This is a genomic window from Vibrio sp. 10N.247.310.24 (assembly GCF_041467175.1).
Lineage (GTDB): Bacteria > Pseudomonadota > Gammaproteobacteria > Enterobacterales > Vibrionaceae > Vibrio > Vibrio tasmaniensis_A.
The window spans coordinates 20708-42475 of sequence record NZ_JBFSUD010000029.1; the positions used below are offsets into that span (position 1 = coordinate 20708).

Here is a 21768-nt window from a genome sequence, read left to right on the forward strand (position 1 = left end):
TGGGGGTTTTTATTTAAACAATAGATTTAGCAATCGTTTGCTTTTTCTCTGGAAACAAATAGTAGATTGGGTATAATGCCCGTCTAATCATGTGCACACCGCACTTCTCTGTATGACGTTTGATAAAAGATAGGAATGTCTAAATGAGCCTTGCTGATCAAGTTCTTGCCGTAAATGATGACCTACCAATCCGTACTGATAAACCTGTCCACAGTGGCAAGGTTCGTTCGGTCTACTGGTTAACTGAAGAAGATAGCCAACGACTAATTAAAGAGAAAGGCTACGATGTAGCACCAGATGCGCCTTTAGCAATAATGGTGATCAGTGACCGTATCTCGGCATTTGATTGTATCTGGCGTGGTGAAGGGAATCTAAAAGGTGTTCCAGGTAAGGGGGCCGCTCTGAATGCTATCTCTAACCACTGGTTCAAATTATTTAAAGACAACGGCCTCGCTGACAGTCATATTCTTGATATCCCTCATCCATTCGTATGGATTGTACAAAAAGCTCGCCCAGTCATGATCGAAGCGATTTGTCGTCAATACATCACAGGTTCAATGTGGCGTGCATACGCAAACGGCGAACGCGAATTCTGTGGTATCGAGATGCCAGAAGGCCTTGAGAAAGACAAGAAATTGCCTGAGCTACTGATCACGCCTTCTACAAAAGGGATTTTGAAAGGTATTCCTGGCGTTCCAGAAGCTGATGATGTAAACATCACGCGTAACAACATCGAAGATAACTTCGCAGCATTCAATTTTACTCAAGCAAGTGACATTGCGCATTACGAGAAACTTCTAAAAGAAGGCTTCAACGTAATTAGCCAAGCGCTAGCAAAAGTCGATCAAACCTTTGTCGATACGAAATTTGAATTTGGTTACGTCAACGATGCTCAAGGTAATGAAAAGCTTATCTACATGGATGAAGTCGGTACTCCAGATTCATCTCGCATTTGGGATACTCAGGAATACAATAACGGCAACATCGTTGAGAATTCAAAAGAAGGTTTCCGCCAGTTCCTACTTAACTACTTCCCTGATGCTGATATTCTTTTGAACAAAGAGCGTATGCCAGAGCGTGAAGCGTTAGCTCGTGACAATGAACTTCCATTGGATTCATTGATGTCTCTGTCACGTACTTACCTTGATATCGCGGCGAAGATTACAGGTGCGGAAATCGTACTGAGTGAGAATCCTAAGCAAGAGATCATCGATGTATTGCGTGCCAACTACGGCCTAATCGATTAATAGCGGTTAGATATCACGTTCTGCCTAAGTACAAGAACGACTTAAATACAAAAAGGGCCTCAGTATTTAGGCCCTTTTTACATGTACGTTTTAATCTTATTTGAGCTAAGCTCTAAGCTCTAAGCTCTAAGCTCTAAGCTCTAAGCTCTAAGCAATACTGATAGATTAAAGCTTAATAGTAAACTCTTCTCCAGTATTCTCGGCAATCACCAAATGACTGCGCGATTCAATGTACTCGATCTGCTCTTCTTCAAGAGAATATGGCATAGCAACTTTGAGTTCATTGATCCCCTCTAGCTTGGCTAGCTTGAGTAAGGTAACAATGTTTGACTCATCACTTTTACGCGTCGACATCGATTTCAATGCCATCTGCCATAAACGATCTTCAGGGCTGGCTAGCTCTTTAATGCTATCTCGCCAGACGGTACTAAATACTGGCGCAATCGTGGTTAGTGCTTCCAGAAAAGTCCATTTTTTACTGCATGAGGCGCCAAGAAATGTTGTGTAATCAAACTCTACACGCGTCTCTGTCTGTTTATCCATGATGTCCCCCGACACTTTGACAACACAATATACTCAATATCTATCAACTCTTTCTTTATAGCAATAGGATATAGAAGAATAGTCTTTTATGACCTTTTGATTGGTTAAAAAGGCATATAAAAATCAAACTTGTAACAAAATAAGTACTGAAAAAACATATATGCACCTATTTGATTAATATTTTAGAGATAAAACTAATCCATCTATTTGATATCAATTATCCGACTCGCTTTTTTGTACTGAATACGCCAGCCAGACCATGTCGGGAGCTCCCAACGTTTTGGCGATAACTTTCGACTGCCCGATTGATAGTGAACGTAAATCAGCTTGCGTGCCGGCAGGTATTCGACTTCGAGTTGCAAGTCGGCAAGGCTCAATGCAAACGGGTACTTTTCCGAAAACTCTGAATAGAGCCAAGTCGGGATACCATCGAAAGGTATGTCTGCATGGTCAAACATTTCCAATTCGCTCACATCAGTAACTCCTAGCACCTCAAGCTGCTCTATCAACCATAGCTCAAAGTTAATGTTCTCAATTTCTGGTGTGTATTGGGTTTGTTCATCGAGACCGAGTTTCACATACAGCTGCCAATGTTTGATTTGTTGAGTGCGAGCTTGTGCAAAACCCGGAAGTTGAACCCCATTCGATACAAGATCGACGATCGGCTTTAACGATAGTTGCCCTTCCGCTGCCACGAGCTTGGTCGTGATCGTGCGGCCTGCATACACCAACGCCATCCCAGTATAGACGCCGTCATCATTCACAATCGTTTCACCTTGCTCCCACTCTCCTAGCTCAGCATCAATGATAAGCTCAAGAGGAATGGGTGCAGTGACCGTCGCTAAGGTCAGTGTTTGCTTAACACCTCTTCCCGGCAAACTATGGGTATCAAGCACCAACATCGCTTGTGCATTGTCCGGGAAACGATTCTGACGGCCGAGTACTACCTCTAACACTCCATTAGCAAAGGCTTCTTTCCTCTTCAGTCGGCGCACAAACACCAGCTCAGGATGCAAATGCACAATAGTCTTAAGCAGTTCAATACGTTGGAAACGTGACGCGACTTCTAACTGAGGAAGTTCAAACACCTCACGCATTTGCTTTGCCAGCCCTTGTGCTTCATTCAGTGCCTGTTGGTCGATTACTAGATTCGGATATTCGCGACCGCGAACGATCTGAATCAACAGGGATAAATCACACCCTTCTTTCTCTTTTTGCGCCAGAGCTTCAAGGTGTTCTGCATTGGTTGGTAATTGATACAAGCGAGCAGGAACGGACAGCGCCGCAGTGAGATCCACCATCGCCTCTTTGAGTGCTTTGGTTTTGATTCGAGTAACAATATCTGCATACAAAGCATCAATCGGCAACGGATACAGCTTTTTGCCATGCTCGGTAATTTGATGCTCGGCGTTAATAGCTTCCATCGTCAGCAAGGTTTGAGTTGCACTGTTGAGTGATTTCTCTGGAATAGGATCAAGGAAGGACAAGCTCTCAAGTGGAGCATCACAACATGCCGCGGCCAACATAGGTTCGGTCAGCTCTTCACGCTGCAATTCAGGCGGTGTGACTAACTCTAACGCCGCATGCTCACCATATAAACGCACACAAACGCCATCCATTACCCTACCCGCGCGGCCAGCTCGTTGTTTGGCACTCGCTCGTGATATGGATTTAAGCATCAAAGTGGTTCTGCCATTACGCTGAACGGTGCGTCTCTCTAATCCTGAATCTATCACCACGCCAATATCAGGTATGGTGAGGGAGGTTTCTGCAACGTTGGTCGCAAGGATGACCTTTCTCAAACCATTACCTTCAGTATTAATATTACGACCCGATAACGCTAAATCTCGCTCTTTATCACTGACCGATGCGTGCAGTTTCACCACTTGAATATCTGGATTCTTCGCCAAGGCTTGCTCACATTGCACGATCTCTTTTTTACCCGGTAGAAAAACCAACATATCGCCAGAAGAAGCGATCAATTGATGATTCACTTCTTCCGCGATGCGCTGCTCTAGATGTCGAATATCAGGCAGTGTTCTGGATTCGTTCGCTCGGTGTTCAATAGCAACTTGATAAGTTCGGCCTTCACAGCTTATCCGACCCGCATCCAAATAGTGAGCGAGACGTTCCCCTTCGATGGTTGCAGACGTGATCACCAAGCGATGGCTCTCTTTTTGTTTCAGAATCGCCACCAGCAAATCGATATCCCAACGCCTTTCGTGAAATTCATCGACAACGATGACATCAAAGCCAGCGAGTCCATCTTCAGATAACCAACGCAGCGCGATACCGGGCGTCACAAAAACAACGTTAGTTTTCTCGTTGTATTCAGACTCAAGTTTGATCGCATAACCAATTTTGTCACCAAGCTTTTCGCCCGATTGTAGGGCGAGATATTTAGCTAATGAGGTACAAGCTATTCGTCTTGGTTCAACCACCAGCACTCGCCCATGTTGGCAAGCCCAAATTGGCAAGCGCGTTGATTTGCCCGATCCGGTTTCAGCTTCTACTACTAGGTGAGAATTAGCGATTTGTTCGTGAAATACGTTTTGATAAGCATCGATGGGAAGTAATGACATAAAAAAGAGGCGTCGCGAAAAAGTGTGAGCAAAGTATAACGAATTATGGTGCTAAAATTCGATAAGTGTGGGACATGGGTAAGAATATCATTTTGTTTGCAAAGATCGGAGGTAAACTATTTACAATTGAATAACTAAACCGTTATCATTTTTCGGTTACCCTTTCTCCCATATTAGGCATCTAATGAACAACGATAAACGCCCTCTATATATCCCTTATGCTGGTCCTGCTCTACTAAGTACCCCTCTTCTAAACAAAGGCAGCGCATTCTCTGCTGAAGAGCGCAGTTCTTTCAACCTTGAAGGCTTGTTACCGGAAACAACCGAAACAATCCAAGAGCAAGTAGGACGTGCATACAAGCAATATTGTAACTTCGAAAGTGATATGGATAAGCATATCTACCTTCGTAACATCCAAGACACTAATGAAACGCTTTTTTATCGTTTAGTTCAAAACCACATCTCTGAAATGATGCCTATCATTTACACGCCAACAGTTGGCGCAGCATGTGAGAACTTCTCAAATATTTACCGTCGTGGCCGTGGTCTGTTTATCTCATACCCGAACCGCGATCGTATCGATGACCTACTGAACAATGCGACAAACCACAACGTTAAAGTTATCGTGGTTACGGATGGTGAGCGTATTCTTGGTTTGGGAGACCAAGGTATCGGTGGCATGGGTATTCCAATTGGTAAACTAGCACTTTACACAGCTTGTGGCGGCATCAGTCCAGCTTACATGCTACCAATCGTGCTCGATGTGGGTACAAACAACCCGCAGCGTCTTGCTGACCCAATGTACATGGGCTGGCGTCACCCTCGTATCACGGGTGCTGATTACGATGCATTTGTTGAAGAATTCATTCAAGCCGTTCAACGCCGTTGGCCTGATGCATTAGTTCAGTTCGAAGATTTCGCACAAAAGAACGCAATGCCACTGCTTGAACGCTACAAAGATCGCCTCTGTTGTTTCAACGATGATATCCAAGGTACAGCCGCTGTAACGGTTGGTTCTCTACTTGCAGCATGTAAAGCAGCGAACAGCAAACTGTCAGACCAACGCATCACCTTCTTAGGTGCGGGTTCTGCAGGTTGTGGTATTGCTGAAGCTATCATTGCTCAAATGGTGTCTGAAGGTATCAGCGATGCACAAGCTCGCTCTCAAGTTTACATGGTTGACCGTTGGGGTCTGCTACAGGAAGGCATGCAAAACCTGCTTGATTTCCAACAGCGTCTAGTTCAAACCAACGCGAACACCAAAGATTGGGAAAGCGACGGCACTGGTTTCTCTCTACTAGACGTTGTTCGTCACGCGAAACCTACGGTTCTGGTTGGCGTATCTGGTGCTCCGGGTCTGTTCAGCAAAGAAGTCATCAAAGAGATGAACCTACACTGTGAACGTCCTATCGTGTTCCCACTGTCAAACCCAACAAGCCGTGTTGAAGCAACACCAAATGACATTATTCGTTGGACTGACGGCCAAGCGCTTGTTGCGACAGGTAGCCCGTTTGAGCCAGTGGTTCACAACGGCACCACTTATCCAATCGCTCAGTGTAATAACAGCTACATCTTCCCAGGTATTGGCCTTGGTGTATTGGCTGTGAATGCTTCACGCATCACTGACGAAATGCTAATGGAATCAAGCCGAGCACTTGCAACGTGCTCCCCACTTGCTATCAATGGCTCAGGTGCTCTACTTCCACCATTGGAAGAGATCCACACCGTATCTAAAAAGATTGCTTTTGCCGTTGGTAAAAAAGCGATTGAGCAAGGTGTTGCTCTAGAGATCACTGAAGAAGCACTACAACAAGCGATTGACCAGCACTTCTGGCAGCCGGTTTACCGTCGCTACAAGCGTACTGCATTCTAATAAACGTGCTGCGCTTGGAATAAAGAGCGTTAACTACTCTTACAAGAGCCTCTGCAACTGCGGGGGCTTTTTTCTTTACACTGTCTTGTCTTTTTAACTGATTTTTCTCATTTTTATTTGGTATTATCGAGCACTCAAAAATTAATGCTCAGTCAAAGGACCATACCGAGAGTGAAATTTGATTCTCACATTTTCCGTAGCCACTTATTAAAAGCTTACAAAAAACTGCAAGGTTTTCTGTTTGGCGCTTTCCTCGTGTTCTTAGTAGGCAGCGCTGCGGTTATTGCGATCGATTATTGGGTTTCATGGCAAGCAGAAGATCGCATCATCTACGATATAGATGAAGTGCCCGAGCTTGAGGTCGCCGTTGTGCTTGGCACAAGCAAATATTTAGGTAGAACACTCAACGACTATTATAAGCACCGAATCGAAGCGGCAATTGAGCTGTTCGATCGTGAAAAGGTAGACCAATTTCTACTGAGTGGCGATAACGCTCATCGCTCTTACAATGAACCGTGGACGATGAAACGCGACTTGTTAAAAGCGGGTGTCCCCGATGAACGCATCAATCTAGATTATGCGGGGTTCAGAACCCTAGATTCGATTGTTCGCGCCAAAAAGATATTCGATACCGATAACTTCCTAATCATCACTCAGAAGTTCCACTGTGAAAGAGCGCTATTTATCGCTAACTCTTACGATATTAATGCTCAGTGTTTGGCGGTTTCAGGACCAACCCATCATTCAGGAACCTCAATACGTTTACGTGAAGTATTTGCACGTACCAAAGCGTTTCTTGATCTGTATATTATTGGTACTACGCCAAAATTCCTTGGCCCTAAAGAGCCGATCCAACCCAGTCCAAAACCAGAATCATTGCCGATTCCTAGCCCTATTGCTGACCCCAATGCAAACCCTATAGCAGCTCCCACAGCAAGCCCTACTGAAAATCCGATTGCAACTCCTTCAGTAAGCCCTATTTTAGAACCAGCAGAGACCGATGTGTAGAAAACTACACATTTTGAATTTGTTGCCTCACACTTCCCCATTGTTAAGCAAAAACACACCAACACTCCTTTATTAACTTGAGTAACATTCTCCCAACAAAGCCTGACCCTACATCAAGTCTATATACCTCGAAAATAATAATACCAATCAAAGTAAGTAAGTGATCATAAATAGCGCAGGAAAAATGCTTGAGAACAAGGCAGAAATTTTCGATAAGTAGTTATTCTACAATCAAAATTTCTAACGATGTTATCGAGTGTTTTAACCAGCTAGGATGACCAGTTAGTTACTACGATTGGTATAAGCACCGCTCAACGAAGTCGTGCACCAATAAAACGAGGATAAACAAAAGGAGCGTCTTATGACGGCACTTGTTACTACACTGAAACACTGGTTGTTTACCCGCAACAGCATGATATTAATCGGTAATTTCACGCTATTTGCAGTTTTGCTCAATTCCCTGCCATTCGAAGCGCAAGTGAATACGGGTTTAAGTATTCTCGTGTTCGTTGCCATTCTATGGTTAACAGAAGCTATCCACGTCAGCATCACCGCTTTGCTCGTTCCCCTATTGGCTGTCTTGTTTGGTGTATTCAACACGCCCGCAGCACTGGCTAACTTTTCGAATCCCATCATATTCTTGTTCATGGGCGGATTCGCGTTGGCAGCCGCACTGAACAAGCAAGAGCTGGATAAAGCGATAGCTGACAAAGTATTGCTCATAGCAAAAGGCAGAATGTCGGTAGCCGTGTTCATGTTGTTCGGTGTGAGTGCGGGTTTATCCATGTGGATCTCAAACACCGCCACCACAGCAATGATGCTCCCTCTTGTTCTTGGTATCATGAACAAAGTCGACCAAAGTGAAGACCGAAACACCTACGTGTTCGTGCTATTGGGTATCGCTTACTGTGCTTCAATCGGTGGTATCGCAACTTTAGTTGGTAGCCCACCAAACGCCATTGCTGCGGCAGAAGTTGGCTTGAGCTTCACAGAATGGATGGCGCTTGGGCTACCTATCTCAATGATCTTACTGCCAATCACGATGATTATTTTGTACGTGATGACTAAGCCAAAACTTGACCACAAATTCGAGTTAGACCATGCACCTGTCGAGTGGACAAACAGCAAGAAAATCACACTGTCTATCTTCCTTTTAACCGTAACGCTTTGGATATTCGGCAAGCCGATCAACGCAATGATTGGCGGGTTCTCTAAGTTTGATAGTTTGGTAGCGATTGGCGCCATTGTACTGCTTGGCGCTTCTAGAGCCGTGGAATGGAAAGACGTTGAGAAGACAACGGATTGGGGTGTACTTATCCTGTTCGGTGGTGGTATCTGTTTAAGTAACATTCTGAAAGCGACAGGAACAAGCGTATTCCTAGCACACTCACTAAGCGGATTTTTAGAAACAGCAGGTATACTTCTTACGATTCTAGCCGTAGTCGCGTTCGTGGTATTCCTAACGGAGTTTGCGAGTAACACAGCGAGTGCGGCATTGCTTGTCCCTGTATTTGCAACCATTGCTGAAGCGCTGGGTATGTCACCTGTTATCTTATCTGCACTGATTGCGATTGCCGCATCTTGTGCCTTCATGCTACCAGTCGCGACACCACCTAATGCGATTGTATTTGGCTCTGGTCATATCAAACAAAAAGAAATGATGCGAGTAGGTATGGTGTTGAACCTAGTTTGTATCCTAGTTCTGACTCTGTTCGCTTGGATTTTCTGGTAAACACTAATGTCCTATAGACGTATGTTTATAGACAAGTGCTTATAGGAATGCCCCTTCTCAAAAAAATCTGGTTGCAGCTTCCCCCGGCTCAACCAGTACAAAAATGCCCGCTCTGCTAACAAGATCCGTTTAACTAACAAGATCAGTTTAACTAGCAAGATCAGCCAAACGGGCATCTAAAAACAAGAAACGCTTTTCCCTTTTGGTGGCCCCGCGCCACCTTTTTTGTTTTGGCTATTGGGATAAGAACCATAAAAACGCCACACGTCACATATGCATGTGTGGCTTATAAACCGATAAACTCTACTTCCGATTAGTGGCTCAAGATCACCTGATTTCGCCCTGAATGCTTCGCTTGATATAAGGCTTCATCAGCGCGGGCAATGGTCTCTGTCACCCGCTCTTGTTTCATCTCGGCAATGCCGATACTGCAAGTGAGAGAATCCCCATGAATCCAAAGATGTTGGCTAACCAAAAGTCGGATTTTCTCTGCCTTTCTCTGCGCTTCGCCAGCTTCGGTTTCAGGGCAAAAAACAATAAACTCTTCACCACCCCAACGTACAAGTTTGTCCGTCGCACTGATAGAGCTGCCAACCACCATACTGAATTCACGCAAGATATGATCACCCATCAGGTGTCCGTATTTGTCATTCACACTTTTAAAGTAGTCAATGTCCAGGTAGAGCATACTTAACTTGCCGTGGCCTTGCTTCACCTGTTGCGACTGCATTTTCAACCAATCACGAATCGCGTGTCGGTTAAGTATCCCTGTCAATTCATCACGATGAGCCTTTTCAGAAAACTCGAAGTTTTGCTCTCTCAATGCCCGATTGACGTTTTTTAAGTGATGGTGTCTTTTTTCAGCGATCGCGATACGTTTTCTTGAGCGGTGTAATTCTGAAAGCAGAAACACAGTGCCTGTACCCACCCAGATAAACAGCAAGATCAGGAACAGGCTTTCAGCCGAAATATACGAACCCTCAAACTCAATACTTCGAATAATTATCCGATGGTGACCTAATTTAGCACCAGAAGCAGTAGCAAACTCAACCATGTTCACATTTGAAAACTCGGGGGCTGAATGCTCTAACGCAACCTCGTTATCCGCTAACCACCACGTCATGACTTGCAAATTTTTGATCGGAATTTCTATCACGCCACCATCGATTCCTGGAGAAAACTCCATCCCGTTATACTTATGTGTATATTCGTCATCAGGCACCGAATAAGCAGGATTATAATTGCGTAGGTAAGTTCTCAGACGACCACTAGAATCAGCCTTCGCATGGTAATCAATATTGACTCTAAAGGTGTGGTACTGCGAAAGGTCAAGACCAGTGGTTATATCTGGGCTAATACGAATCGATAGCCCACAGTAAGGCCACGGATATTCGGATTTTTTAAGCTCACAATCGAGAATATACTGCCCATTTTCATAGGATAATTGGGAGGTACTGACTCCTCTATCAACTTGATCGCTGGTCGCGATAAATTCATATTGTTCAGGAGTAATTGTTGTTATCACACGATTTCCACTTACCTGGTAATACTGCACAATGGCAAGTGTTGCGATAACTAGAAAGATAACAATTTTATGAATCCACTTCACATCTAAGCTTCCGGCTTTTGGTCCCTATAGTTGGGATTTGACGATATAAACAAGCAAAATTAATCATTAGATTGCATACTAACAATTGACTTAAAAACGTTATATCACACCTTAACAAAATGTCACACTATAATTTAGATGACGTATTTCCAGTCAATTATTCACTGCATGAATCAAGTAATATTGCGTATAAATAGAGGCTCTATTTGTTATACTCATCGCATAATCATCGTTAACCGCAGCGACTGCTTACAAGGCGTTCGAGTCGACGAAATAATAATCAAAATACAACGAGTAATGTCATGTCTTTATTAGCAAAAGGAACACTCAGAAAAATGAGTGCTTCCCTTGATGGTGCGGTTACCTACCGTTTACCTGTAGGGGAAGAGTTTGTAGAGCTAAACCCTCTGATTGGAAAAACCATCAACCTTACCCACACTGGTAATATTTTTTGTTGTTCGTGTGGTAAGAAAACTAAGAAAAGCTACTCTCAAGGCCACTGCTTTGTGTGCATGAAAAAGCTAGCAAGCTGCGACATGTGCATCATGAAGCCTGAGACTTGCCACTACGAACAAGGCACTTGTCGTGAGCCTCAATGGGGTGAAGAAAATTGCTTCGTCGATCACTTCGTTTACCTGTCGAACACATCAAGCCTTAAGGTAGGAATCACTCGCCATACTCAGATTCCAACTCGCTGGATTGATCAAGGTGCCACTCAAGGCCTACCTATTTTGAAGGTAAAAACACGTCAGATCTCTGGCCTTATTGAAGTCGAATTAGCAAAACACATCGCCGATAAAACCAACTGGCGCACACTGCTAAAAGGCGACGGCGACGATATGGAGTTGGTAGAAAAAGCCAAAGAACTATTGCCACTTGTAGAAGATAAGATTCAAGAGATCAGAACGAAGTTTGGTGATGATGCTATCGAGGTGCTCAGTGAGAGCATTACTTCATTGAGCTACCCGGTTGAACAGCACCCAGTGAAAATTGTATCGCACAACTTTGATAAGAACCCTGAAGTGACGGGCGTACTTCAAGGCATTAAAGGTCAATACCTTATCCTAGATACTGGCGTGATTAACATCCGTAAATTTGGCTCTTACGAAGTGGAAGTGTCTGCCTAATTTAAAGAACTTAAGCGTTTCTCATAGTTAGAGGCGTTTCTCATAGTGAGAAGCGTTAAGTTAATAGCCAAAAACTAAAATGCCCTCAAGTGATGACTTGAGGGCATTTTTTGTTGTCGATTCTATTCGCTTTCGATGACGGTTTTAGGCGTTAAAGCGCGACTACATCTCCGTCTACACAATTCTTGCCATTGGCTTTAGCGCGATAGAGAGATTGGTCGGTTAAATTCACGAGTGCGTCAATAGTGACACCGTCTTCACACGCTCGGCTATCACTGATTCCGATACTCACGCTAGAGTTAAAACGAATTTGTTCACCCACTTTGAACTCGACTTGATTGAACTGTTGGCGAATCTCTTCTGAAACTTCGAGAGCTGTTTCAAGAGGCGTATTCGGGATAAATATAATGAACTCTTCACCACCCCAACGGCCTGCTACTCCACCAACTTTCTCGGCATTGCGCTTGGTTATACTAGCCAAAGCACAAATTACCTCATCACCCACCATATGGCCATAAGTGTCATTAATCGACTTGAAGTCATCGATATCTAATAGCATACAGACAAGGTAGTTTTTAGAGAACATGTGCTCTCTCAACCATTCATAAATCGCCCTACGATTAAGCAGATCCGTCATTTCATCGTAATTCGCTTGGTGAACCAACTGCTTCTCCAGCATCACCTTTTGAGTCACATCTTCGAGTACTACTTGAACGGCCCGCTGACCTTTCCAAGTAATTGCATTATCGTAAATATTAAAGAAGCGATGAACACCGTCAAAGCCAATATTTTCAACCACGGTACTGGTTCCCGACAACTCACCCGACACGATCGCTTGATAGTGTTTATAGATGCCTTCACTATTCTGCTGCGGCACTAAGTCAAGAATCGAATCCAGCGCTAAGACTTGCTCTATGGAAGATCCACCTTGCAGTTTTACCCATGATTGATTGACCATCAACGGTTTGAAATCTCGGTGAACCAAGATGCCCTGCCCTGATTGCATGATCATGTCGTGATACATCTTATCTTGCTCACGCACTGCATTTTGCAGCTGAATCGCAGGGGAAAGATCGATAACCGTGACTTGCAGTGCAGGTCTTCCCTGCCACTCCGTCACATGATCGATAGAAAACACGGTGAACTCTCTGCCGTTGCGATCAATATTGGTATAGGTGTGAACCTGAGGGTCTCGTTGACCACTGACCGTTTCAAGGTAATTTTGATAGGCTAAAACATGGTACTCTTCTGAGATGAGATCTAGAAAGCTATCGATATCAGAAAGTAGTTCTTCCGGTGATTGGTATCCATAGATGCGAGCATAGTTAGCGTCAACACTCACTACATTCATATCTTGAATCGTTATTACACCGTACGTGGATTCGAAATTTATTGAAGACATTGCCAACTCCGCATTCTCGCTACACTTCATAAGCCGAAGCATAACAACACATCCTGCCAACGCTTCCACACAATCTATCACGCGTTAGGGACATTAATATGATATCTAGTATATCGTACTGCTTTAGGCTTCTCTACAACTCAATCGTAAGCGTAAGTCATCAAAAGTAGACAAATAGCACCTTCTTATTACGCACATCAAAAAACAACAAGGATATTGTATAGCTATGTAAGCATTATCTATTCGGTTATTCATTCCAATCGGAAAAATAAGAGACTAAGAAGTCGATAGCCAGCCTTGCTCTCTGGGGTAAAAAACGACGATTTTGATATACGACCCAACTGCTGGTTCCTGCTCCCCAATACTCTTCAAGCACCGGGACAAGCTTTCCATTAGTCAGGCCACCATTGAAACTGCTTTTAGGAAGGTAGACAACACCAAGCCCCTCTTCACATGCTTTCAGTACTGCGCTCGAATTGTTACTGCGCCATCGCCCGTGCACTCGCACTGCATTTAGCGGTTTGCCCTCTTTCTCAAATAGCCACTGATCACTGTTGGCGATAATGCAGCTGTGCATTTTTAACTGCTCTGGATGAGTGGGCGTACCAAATTGCTCTATATAGTCTTTACTGGCTGCTGCCGCCATTGGGCGATCGACGAGCTTTCTTGCCACCAAACCGGAATCGTCTAATCGGCCGTAACGAATGGCGAAGTCGATACCATCTTCGATGAAGTTAACCATCTTAGTATTGAAGTTCATCTCTATGGTGAGCTCAGGATGATCTTTCGCAAATTCCATCAAAGCTGCTGCAACATGATTCTCGGCAAACGCACCCGCCGCACTGACACGCAAAGTACCGCTCAGCTGAGCTTGTTGAGACGTGACTTGTTCATTCGCCTGTTGCAGTCCGATAACCAGATCTTTGCATTGTTGATAATAGGTATGCCCAGACTCAGTCAAACTTACCATACGAGTGGATCGAGCGAGTAAAGCCACACCCACCCGCTCTTCTAATCTCGATACTTGGCGGCTGACATGGCTGGTACTGCACCCCAGCTGTTTTGCTGCTGCAGAAAAGCCGTGACATTCCGCTACCGCCACAAATTCATTAATACCTTCAAAGCTATCCATACTTCACCTGTTTACATCTAACGAGTTCACATCCGACTAATTCACATCCACTATTGCTATATAGCAATAATGTTTTGTCTACTCGGCATATTATCACTCAAATGGTTTACTACTAGTATTACAGGTAACGAAACAGCGGTATCTAAATTGAAAGCTTTGGTTTTCTAAATAAAAGCCACGACGCTGAAACCAAACAAACGTGCTCAAAGGGACGAATCATGAAAAAAATACTAATACCTGTAACTAACCACGTAACACTAGGCGATACAGACCAAGCGAACGGTACTTACGCTCCAGAACTGACTCATGCACTGAAAGAGATCATTGCTGCGGGTTTTGAGTACGACATCGCGTCGATCAAGGGTGGTAAAGGTCCGCTGTATGGAACCGATATTGAAGGTGATTCAGTAAACGCAGAAATCTTGGCTGATGATGACTTCCAGAACCGTATCAATAACACGATTCCGGTAAGCCAAATTAACGTAGAAAGCTACGATGCTATCTTCTACCCAGGTGGATTCGGCCTACTTTCTGACTTAGCAACCGACGAGCAATTCGCAACGATTGCCGCTAAGCATTATGAAGATGGCGGTGTGATCGCATCAGTATGTCACGGCCCAGCAGCACTGCTTCCGATTGTTTTAAGCAACGGCGAGAAGCTATTAAGCTCTAAATCGGTGACTGGTTTTACTCGTGAAGAAGAAATCGACTTTGGCACCATCAATGACATTCCGTTCTTATTGGAAGAGTCTCTTGCTCGCAGCGCTGCGCGTTTCAACAAGGTTCAACCTTGGCATGAGCTTGTAATTGTTGATGAGCGAGTGATTACTGGCCAAAACCCAACCAGTGCGCACGCAGTAGGTGCAGCTCTGGTTAAGCAGCTCTCTTAGTTAAGTCATGGAGTTAATCGATTAACGGTTTTAGTCTTCGTAACCGTCCTAATAGAATAACTGCCGTTAAACAGATATAAGCTCAATCAAACAAAAAAGAGCATACTTCCACCTCAATATTATTGAGAGAAGTATGCTCTTTTCTAATTCTATAGCGATTAAGTGCTAGTGGCTTCGCAAGATCCCTTCAAGCACATTGAACAACAAGTCGATCTCTTCAATCGAGTTATAATGCATACAACCAATACGCACCACGCCCTGCTCTTCAATACCCAACTGCTTCACCAGCCCTAATGCGTAGAAGTGACCATTCCACACACAGATATTATGCTCACCCAACTTCTTAGCTATGAACTCTGGGGAGTGCTCATCAAAGGTAATCGCAAAGGTTGGCGTTCTTAGGTTCGAATCAAACTCGGTTTTCCCGTAAAGCTTTGCCCCTTCAAGATCGGACAAGCGTTTCAGGAAGTACTCACTGAGTTGGCTCTCGTGCTTGTTATACAGCGCGTAGCTTTGCTCTAAACGAGAACGCAATGAATCAGCGGGATCGCCTAATTGCGCCAAGTAATCTACCGCCGCAATCACACCAGCAAGACCTTCGAAGCTTTGCGTACCTGTCTCAAAACGACCTGGGCCGATATTGGTTGCAGGCTCTACCTTGTAAGGCTTTAAAGTATGCAGCCATTGAGGCGCAACATAAGCAATACCCACATGCGGGCCGAAGAACTTATACGCTGAACACGCTAAGAAATCACAATTCAATTGCTGAACATCGACCAAATGGTGTGGCGCGTAATGAACGGCATCGACATAAACCTGAGCGCTATATTGATGTGCAAGCTCGATAACTTTCGCCATGTCAACAATCGAGCCTGTCGTGTTTGAAGCAAACGTCACCGCGACAAGCTTGGTTTTCTCGTTAAGCAGCGATTCAAAGTGCGCCATATCTAAACTGCAATCCGACTCGTCTACGCGAACTTGGCGAACAATCGCGCCTTTGTCATCTGCCGCTTGCTGCCAACTCGATACATTTGAGTAATGGTCTAACGCCGTGACGATAACTTCATCGCCCTTTTTCCAATCGCGACTGATCGCTCGGCTCAATTGGAAGGTCAGAGATGTCATGTTCGCTCCGAACACAACGTTGCCAGAAGACTCCGCATTAAGCAGTGCTTGCGCCGCTTCTCGCGCTTGCTGCATTAAACTTGTGGTCTTTTGGCTAGAAAAATAGTGGCCGCCTAGGTTTGAATTGAAATGCCCTAAGTATTCGGTCATTGATGCTAAAACATTCTCAGGCACCTGAGAGCCACCCGGCCCATCAAAGAAAGTGACTGGCTTGCCATTATGATATTGGCCTAACGCGCTAAACTGTTGGCGCACGTCATTAAGAGTGAAGGACATTGCGCGCATCCTTAGCAGTTAGAACAAACACATCCATGTAGCCCATCTCGCCGTGGTCTATGGTACGAATCGGTTGTGCATTGTGCCAAAGCTTACTATCAGCAAGCATTGCCACCTCGCCATCGCCTAATACTTTTCTAAAGAATGGCGCTTCATGTGAGTCTTGATAAAGCATAACTTCACCACCAACGATGTTGTGACGAGTAACACCAATGATCGCGATGTGGTCAAAACCGTCTTGGTGAACACCTTCTGGTGCAACCTGAGTTTCTTCAAAAATAGCGGCAATGCGGATTTGATGGATTTCGATTTCTTGTCCGTCTTCAAGCCCGTTGGTTTCAATAAACAGTTCACACATCTCTTGCATGCCTTCGCTGCTTAGAATATTCGCTTCAATCGGCTCGAACTGACGAACAACATCACCTTGAAAGTGATTAATGTTTTCAGACTGAACAAAGTTATGTTTGTCTAGCTCAACGACTTGTCCATTACTGAATTCAACCACTGAGTACCTTCTCAATCGGAACTGGCCATCTGCATGCTCTGTGCTTGGTAGCTTAGAGAATGATGGTGACAACTCCTTAACTGCATGGTTACTGAGGTGGGTAATATGTAGGGTATTTTCGTGAGCATGTAACATCATCGACTCCTTAATGATTGTTAATTAACTTTCGATATTTAACGTTTTATTTACATAAAGGATACTTGAAGATCTTGCCAAATCAACATTAAACAATCATTTATCCCGTCAGATTTAATAATTCAGACACTAAATCCAATCGAGGAATAAAAAGCAGTGTATAACACCAGAATAAAAGATGACCAACTCTTAAAACTAGCACACTCCACTAGCCAGTTATAAATGCCTACAATTTAAATAATAACGACATTATTAACTAGAAAGACAGGTTTCATATTGTGTCGGCCCTTTCACTTCAATACGCCAGCCTCCTTGCATAAACTCAAGCACCACGGTTGCCATCATTCATTTCTATGATTTGCACATCGAAATACGATCTACCTATCAGTTGCCAAACTATTGATTATTTACACAACAAACTGAAATTGGTTAATTTATCAGTAAGCCAGAAACCAAACGCCTTTGCTTGCGCGTCTGGAACAGGTCGAGTTCGGGGGGAACTCGGCCGCCCCAAATGGCTCATTTCTTTTAGAAGAGCAACTTGATAGTTTTTTTAGTCTCGAAGATTTTTGAAGTGGAATGTTACGGGGGGATTTACTCAGTAGCATTTGAAAACCTGAGCATGAAGCATTTGAAATCGACGAGAACGATGGATTTAGCTTCTAGTAAGTGACACGTGTTTACAAGCGTCAGGTGCTCTCCTCTAACACGTTTATGCCCCTTTCCTTCTTAGAGTAAATAATCATTCATACACTGTTAATGTTAGTTTGCCATACCATAACTAATAACACGGTGCAGGGATAAGAGACTGACTATTTCCGTGATTCTTCCTTGGTACATGTACAAAAGTCACATTGCTTACATATATGATTTGAGTTGCTTATTTAGAGCGAGCAAGATAGACGGAATGTAGAAACGGAAGTATTCCGTCTAGAAAGCGTTATGTGCTTAGAGGAATAAATATGCATCGATATTACTTGGATGAAAGTGGTAATACTGGCGATTTGATTAAGCCAGAGTTCTCATTGCAGTTTGGTGGTCAACCTTTGTTCGCATTATCGTGTGTTGGAGTTGATGATGAAAAGGCCGTTGCAGATAAATTGTCTGATCTCAAACTGAAATATGGAGTTGAGAATGAACTGAAATCAACCGAAATTTATGCTTATAAGCCTGAGTTTTTCCTTGAACTTGCAAAATATCTTGTTGGAAACAGAGTTCCTATATTTGTAGAGTTAGTTGATAAGAAGTTTTGCATAATTACTAATTTAATCAGCAGCCTGATTATACCTTTCTATGGTGAAATAGATGAAACGAATGGACACAACCAATATGCCCGAAATCATTTAGCAGACTACATGTGGCATGAGCTTCCACTAAAATACTTAGAACTATTTAATAAAGTTTGTCTTCAAAGACAAAGCGTTAAGGTCATTGACTTCCTGAGTGAGTTAAAAGCTTACTTTGACAGCACGAGTTGTAGCATGCTTGAAAAACGAGATGTCAGTCGGTTATTGGCTGCTTCAATAGACGAGTTTCAGTCTTTTTGTCTTGAGTATGGTGATGAAAAGGCTGTTGAAAGTTATCTACCAATCCCTGATATATTAAACAAAAGTAAAAGAAAATCGAAAGCTAAAAAAATAAATATACTGCCGCATGTGCATTCATTTTTTAACATTATTGGTCGCTTGAACAAGTATCATTTGGGAAATGTTGAGAACATAGTTTTGATGCACGATGAACAGCGGGACTTCGATGTTATTTTAGAAAAATCGAAAGAATATATAGTTCAGAATAGTATCTCAAAGAACTCTCCACCGATTCCTAATTCTGATCTAGATGTTCATAGTGACTTTAGGCTTGAATTTGTTAACTCAAACTTGAGTTCAGGAGTTCAAGTGGCAGACTTGATCGCGGGCTTCTATGCGCGATTTATCAATGATACTCTCTATGAAAGAAAGCGAATTGGCAGTGTTTACGTTAATACCTTCAACATACTTGTCGAATATCAAAAACCACTATCACCGTTGGGCGTCAACTTTGTTTTACCGCATCATAAGCAGCAAAGTGTATTTACAGCATTTGGCTTGTAAAGCATATACATATAACAAGACATTAGGGCTATGAGGTATGAGAAAGATGACAACACTTTATATAATTGGTAATGGATTTGATCTTTGGCACGATTTGCCAACAAGTTACAGTCAGTTTTATGAGTTCGCACAAAGTACTCTAGATGAGCTAGAAAATTATTACTCTTTCGACTTACATGATCATGAACCTTGGCATGACTTTGAGAACGCGCTGGGTGCTTTCTGTTGGGAAGACTTCTTTGATTTTCATAATGAAGTCGATATTCAAGCAGAAGACTTTAGGCCTAGTTTTGTTTATGGGTTAGAAGATGAACTTACTGAGCAAACCGATATACATGTTTCTACGGTGAAAGAAACTTTCATTGGGTGGGTTAACCAAATAGATGTAACTCGGGCGAGCGAGAAAATCACGTTTCCTGAAAATGCACATTTTATCACTTTTAACTACACATCAACCCTTCAACTCATCTATGGTATTGAAGATGAAAGCGTGTTCCATATTCATGGGCGTGCTGAGACCAACGATGATTTAATTTTTGGTCATGGAGAAAATATTGTAGAGATACCAGAAGTTGATGAAGACGGAGAGAGCACTCGTTCGATGTTTTCGGATGCTGAAAGTGCTGCTAGGTATCCCCTTCATGCACTTAAAAAGCCAGTTGATGACGTTTTAGAACAGAATAGCAGTTATTTTGAAGAGCTTGGGGACGTTACAGAGGTTGTGATTATTGGCCATTCATTGAACGCAATCGACTTGCCATACTTCCGCCGCATTGCTAATGGTACTGAAGGTGCGCGATGGAAAGTTTGCTGTTATACCGATGAAGAGAGAACAGAGCATGCTCAAGCCCTTATTGGTTGCGGTATTAGCCAAGATCAAATTGAAATCTGTAAGTACGATGAGCTATAGCATTGTTTGAGAACGCACCTAACAAATAAGCTCTGACGAAATTCAATTATATTGGGGGGAGTTTATGTTTCTACTGGACAATGGTTCTCAAGGCTTTTTTCCATATCTCAATTAATCCGTTTATCGCTAATTTAGCGAGTGATATAACACGTTTATGTCCAATTACGAGTTTAAAAACCAGTAACGACTCTCGCACACACCGAAACATACAAGCTTCTACAAAGTCGACTTCAAATCAACGTAAGGTAAGTTTGATTAGTGGAATAAGACCTCATCTAGTTTACTGAATGCGGCCATAACTACTCACTCCAAATCCCCGGAACCTTTAAGCCTTTTCACTGATCTTCCAGCCACGAAAACGTTTGTCTCGATTAAGTTCTAAACTATAACGATTAATTACACTTCAGCCCTTGTTTAACCTTTTATTGCCTCCATATTTTCCATACAATCCTAAGCGATTATAAATAAAAACAATTTCAATTTCGGAGTCCTCATGAGCGACGTAAAGCACTGTAATTTATTGATTCTTGGTTCTGGCCCTGCTGGCTATACAGCTGCAGTTTACGCTGCTCGTGCAAACCTAAACCCAGTACTGGTTACCGGTATGCAGCAAGGTGGTCAGCTTACAACCACGACAGAAGTGGAAAACTGGCCCGGTGATGCTGAAGGTTTAACGGGTCCAGCTTTAATGGATCGCATGAAAGAGCACGCAGAGCGCTTTGAAACAGAGATCCTGTTCGACCACATTAACGAAGTCGACCTATCTAACCGCCCTTTCCGTCTTAAAGGCGATTCTGGCGAGTACACGTGTGATGCATTGATCATCTCAACGGGTGCATCAGCTAAGTACTTAGGTTTAGATTCTGAAGAAGCATTCAAAGGCCGTGGCGTTTCTGCTTGTGCAACGTGTGATGGTTTCTTCTACCGCAACCAGAAAGTTGCAGTTGTGGGTGGTGGAAACACCGCTGTTGAAGAAGCACTTTACCTGTCTAACATCGCGTCTGAAGTGCACCTTGTTCACCGCCGTGACACATTCCGCGCTGAAAAGATCCTAGTGAAGCGTTTAATGGACAAAGTAGAGAACGGCAACATTGTTCTTCACACTGATCGCACGCTAGACGAAGTTCTAGGCGACGACATGGGTGTAACGGGCGTTCGTATTAAAGATACTCAGTCTGACAAAACGGAAGACATCGAAGTAATGGGCGCATTCATTGCTATCGGTCACCAACCAAACACTGAAATCTTCAAAGGCCAAGTCGACATGAAAGATGATTACATCATTGTTCAGTCTGGTCTTGAAGGTAACGCGACACAAACCAGCATCCCAGGCGTGTTCGCTGCAGGTGATGTAATGGACCACAACTACCGCCAAGCAATCACTTCTGCTGGTACAGGTTGTATGGCTGCACTGGATGCTGAACGCTTCCTAGATGGCCTTAACGATAAGTAAATCTGAGATTGCAGATTTAAATATCGAAGCCCTCACCTCAGTAGATGCAGGGCGTCATCACATTTTGTTGTAAATCCCTAGAGCCCAGTGGTATATCCACTGGGCTTTCTTTTGTATACTAGCCGCCCT

Annotated in this window: 16 protein-coding genes; 9 read left to right on the top strand and 7 right to left on the bottom strand. The window is 43.5% G+C overall.

Annotated elements, in window-relative coordinates:
- The first annotated feature begins 143 nt into the window (after positions 1-143).
- Positions 144-1247 carry a phosphoribosylaminoimidazolesuccinocarboxamide synthase gene (locus tag AB6E08_RS11145; RefSeq protein WP_017099830.1) on the top strand — a complete coding sequence of 368 codons (1104 nt, stop codon included), beginning with the start codon at positions 144-146 and terminating at the stop codon, positions 1245-1247.
- Between the two features lie 165 nt (positions 1248-1412).
- On the opposite strand, the gene AB6E08_RS11150 is transcribed toward AB6E08_RS11145, so the two are convergent.
- On the bottom strand, positions 1413-1790 hold the full coding sequence (locus tag AB6E08_RS11150) for a hypothetical protein (RefSeq protein ID WP_009846478.1): 378 nt from the start codon (positions 1788-1790) through the stop codon (positions 1413-1415).
- A 203-nt stretch (positions 1791-1993) separates the two neighbouring features.
- Positions 1994-4372 (bottom strand): helicase-related protein, encoded by a 2379-nt coding sequence (locus tag AB6E08_RS11155; RefSeq protein ID WP_372063607.1) that lies wholly within the window; start codon positions 4370-4372, stop codon positions 1994-1996.
- Positions 4373-4556: 184 nt separating this feature from the next.
- On the opposite strand from AB6E08_RS11155, the gene AB6E08_RS11160 reads away from it, so the two are divergent.
- The 3 genes from AB6E08_RS11160 (at position 4557) to AB6E08_RS11170 (ending at position 8985) form a co-directional block, all read left to right on the top strand.
- The gene (locus tag AB6E08_RS11160; protein WP_012603704.1) at positions 4557-6245 is read left to right on the top strand and encodes an NAD-dependent malic enzyme; all 1689 of its coding nucleotides are present in this window, start codon (positions 4557-4559) and stop codon (positions 6243-6245) included.
- Positions 6246-6416: 171 nt separating this feature from the next.
- Positions 6417-7253: an ElyC/SanA/YdcF family protein gene (locus AB6E08_RS11165; RefSeq protein WP_372043896.1), complete on the top strand. Its 837-nt coding sequence runs from the start codon at positions 6417-6419 to the stop codon at positions 7251-7253.
- 361 nt (positions 7254-7614) lie between these two features.
- Positions 7615-8985, top strand: a complete 1371-nt coding sequence (locus AB6E08_RS11170; protein WP_009846474.1) for a DASS family sodium-coupled anion symporter — start codon at positions 7615-7617, stop codon at positions 8983-8985.
- Positions 8986-9298: 313 nt separating this feature from the next.
- On the opposite strand, the gene AB6E08_RS11175 is transcribed toward AB6E08_RS11170, so the two are convergent.
- Positions 9299-10594 (bottom strand): GGDEF domain-containing protein, encoded by a 1296-nt coding sequence (locus AB6E08_RS11175; RefSeq protein WP_269334867.1) that lies wholly within the window; start codon positions 10592-10594, stop codon positions 9299-9301.
- 302 nt (positions 10595-10896) lie between these two features.
- Between AB6E08_RS11175 and AB6E08_RS11180 the strand changes: the two genes are divergently transcribed.
- A complete protein-coding gene (locus tag AB6E08_RS11180; RefSeq protein ID WP_017098743.1) occupies positions 10897-11721 on the top strand; it encodes a DUF2797 domain-containing protein in 825 nt (274 codons plus the stop codon).
- 151 nt (positions 11722-11872) lie between these two features.
- On the opposite strand, the gene AB6E08_RS11185 is transcribed toward AB6E08_RS11180, so the two are convergent.
- Both AB6E08_RS11185 and AB6E08_RS11190 read right to left on the bottom strand, forming a co-directional pair.
- Positions 11873-13123 carry a diguanylate cyclase gene (locus AB6E08_RS11185; protein ID WP_371707507.1) on the bottom strand — a complete coding sequence of 417 codons (1251 nt, stop codon included), beginning with the start codon at positions 13121-13123 and terminating at the stop codon, positions 11873-11875.
- Between the two features lie 247 nt (positions 13124-13370).
- Entirely contained in the window at positions 13371-14255 is an 885-nt protein-coding gene (locus AB6E08_RS11190; RefSeq protein ID WP_017103769.1) for a LysR family transcriptional regulator, read from the bottom strand.
- Positions 14256-14473: 218 nt separating this feature from the next.
- Here AB6E08_RS11190 and AB6E08_RS11195 point away from each other — a divergent pair, with 218 nt between their 5' ends.
- Positions 14474-15145, top strand: a complete 672-nt coding sequence (locus AB6E08_RS11195; RefSeq protein ID WP_017103768.1) for a type 1 glutamine amidotransferase domain-containing protein — start codon at positions 14474-14476, stop codon at positions 15143-15145.
- A gap of 165 nt (positions 15146-15310) precedes the next feature.
- Here AB6E08_RS11195 and AB6E08_RS11200 read toward each other — a convergent pair whose 3' ends face one another.
- Positions 15311-16546, bottom strand: a complete 1236-nt coding sequence (locus AB6E08_RS11200; protein WP_017103767.1) for a cysteine desulfurase-like protein — start codon at positions 16544-16546, stop codon at positions 15311-15313.
- Entirely contained in the window at positions 16530-17186 is a 657-nt protein-coding gene (locus tag AB6E08_RS11205) for a 2OG-Fe dioxygenase family protein (protein ID WP_029223059.1), read from the bottom strand. The genes AB6E08_RS11200 and AB6E08_RS11205 overlap by 17 nt, the downstream gene beginning before the upstream one ends.
- Positions 17187-18148: 962 nt before the next feature.
- On the opposite strand from AB6E08_RS11205, the gene AB6E08_RS11210 reads away from it, so the two are divergent.
- The 3 genes from AB6E08_RS11210 to trxB all read left to right on the top strand — a co-directional run bounded on the left by AB6E08_RS11210 (position 18149) and on the right by trxB (position 21639).
- Positions 18149-19276 carry a DUF3800 domain-containing protein gene (locus AB6E08_RS11210; protein WP_372063611.1) on the top strand — a complete coding sequence of 376 codons (1128 nt, stop codon included), beginning with the start codon at positions 18149-18151 and terminating at the stop codon, positions 19274-19276.
- Between the two features lie 37 nt (positions 19277-19313).
- Entirely contained in the window at positions 19314-20186 is an 873-nt protein-coding gene (locus AB6E08_RS11215) for a bacteriophage abortive infection AbiH family protein (protein ID WP_240798320.1), read from the top strand.
- Positions 20187-20679: 493 nt separating this feature from the next.
- A complete protein-coding gene (gene trxB, locus AB6E08_RS11220) occupies positions 20680-21639 on the top strand; it encodes a thioredoxin-disulfide reductase (protein WP_004733400.1) in 960 nt (319 codons plus the stop codon).
- Positions 21640-21768: the final 129 nt, after the last annotated feature.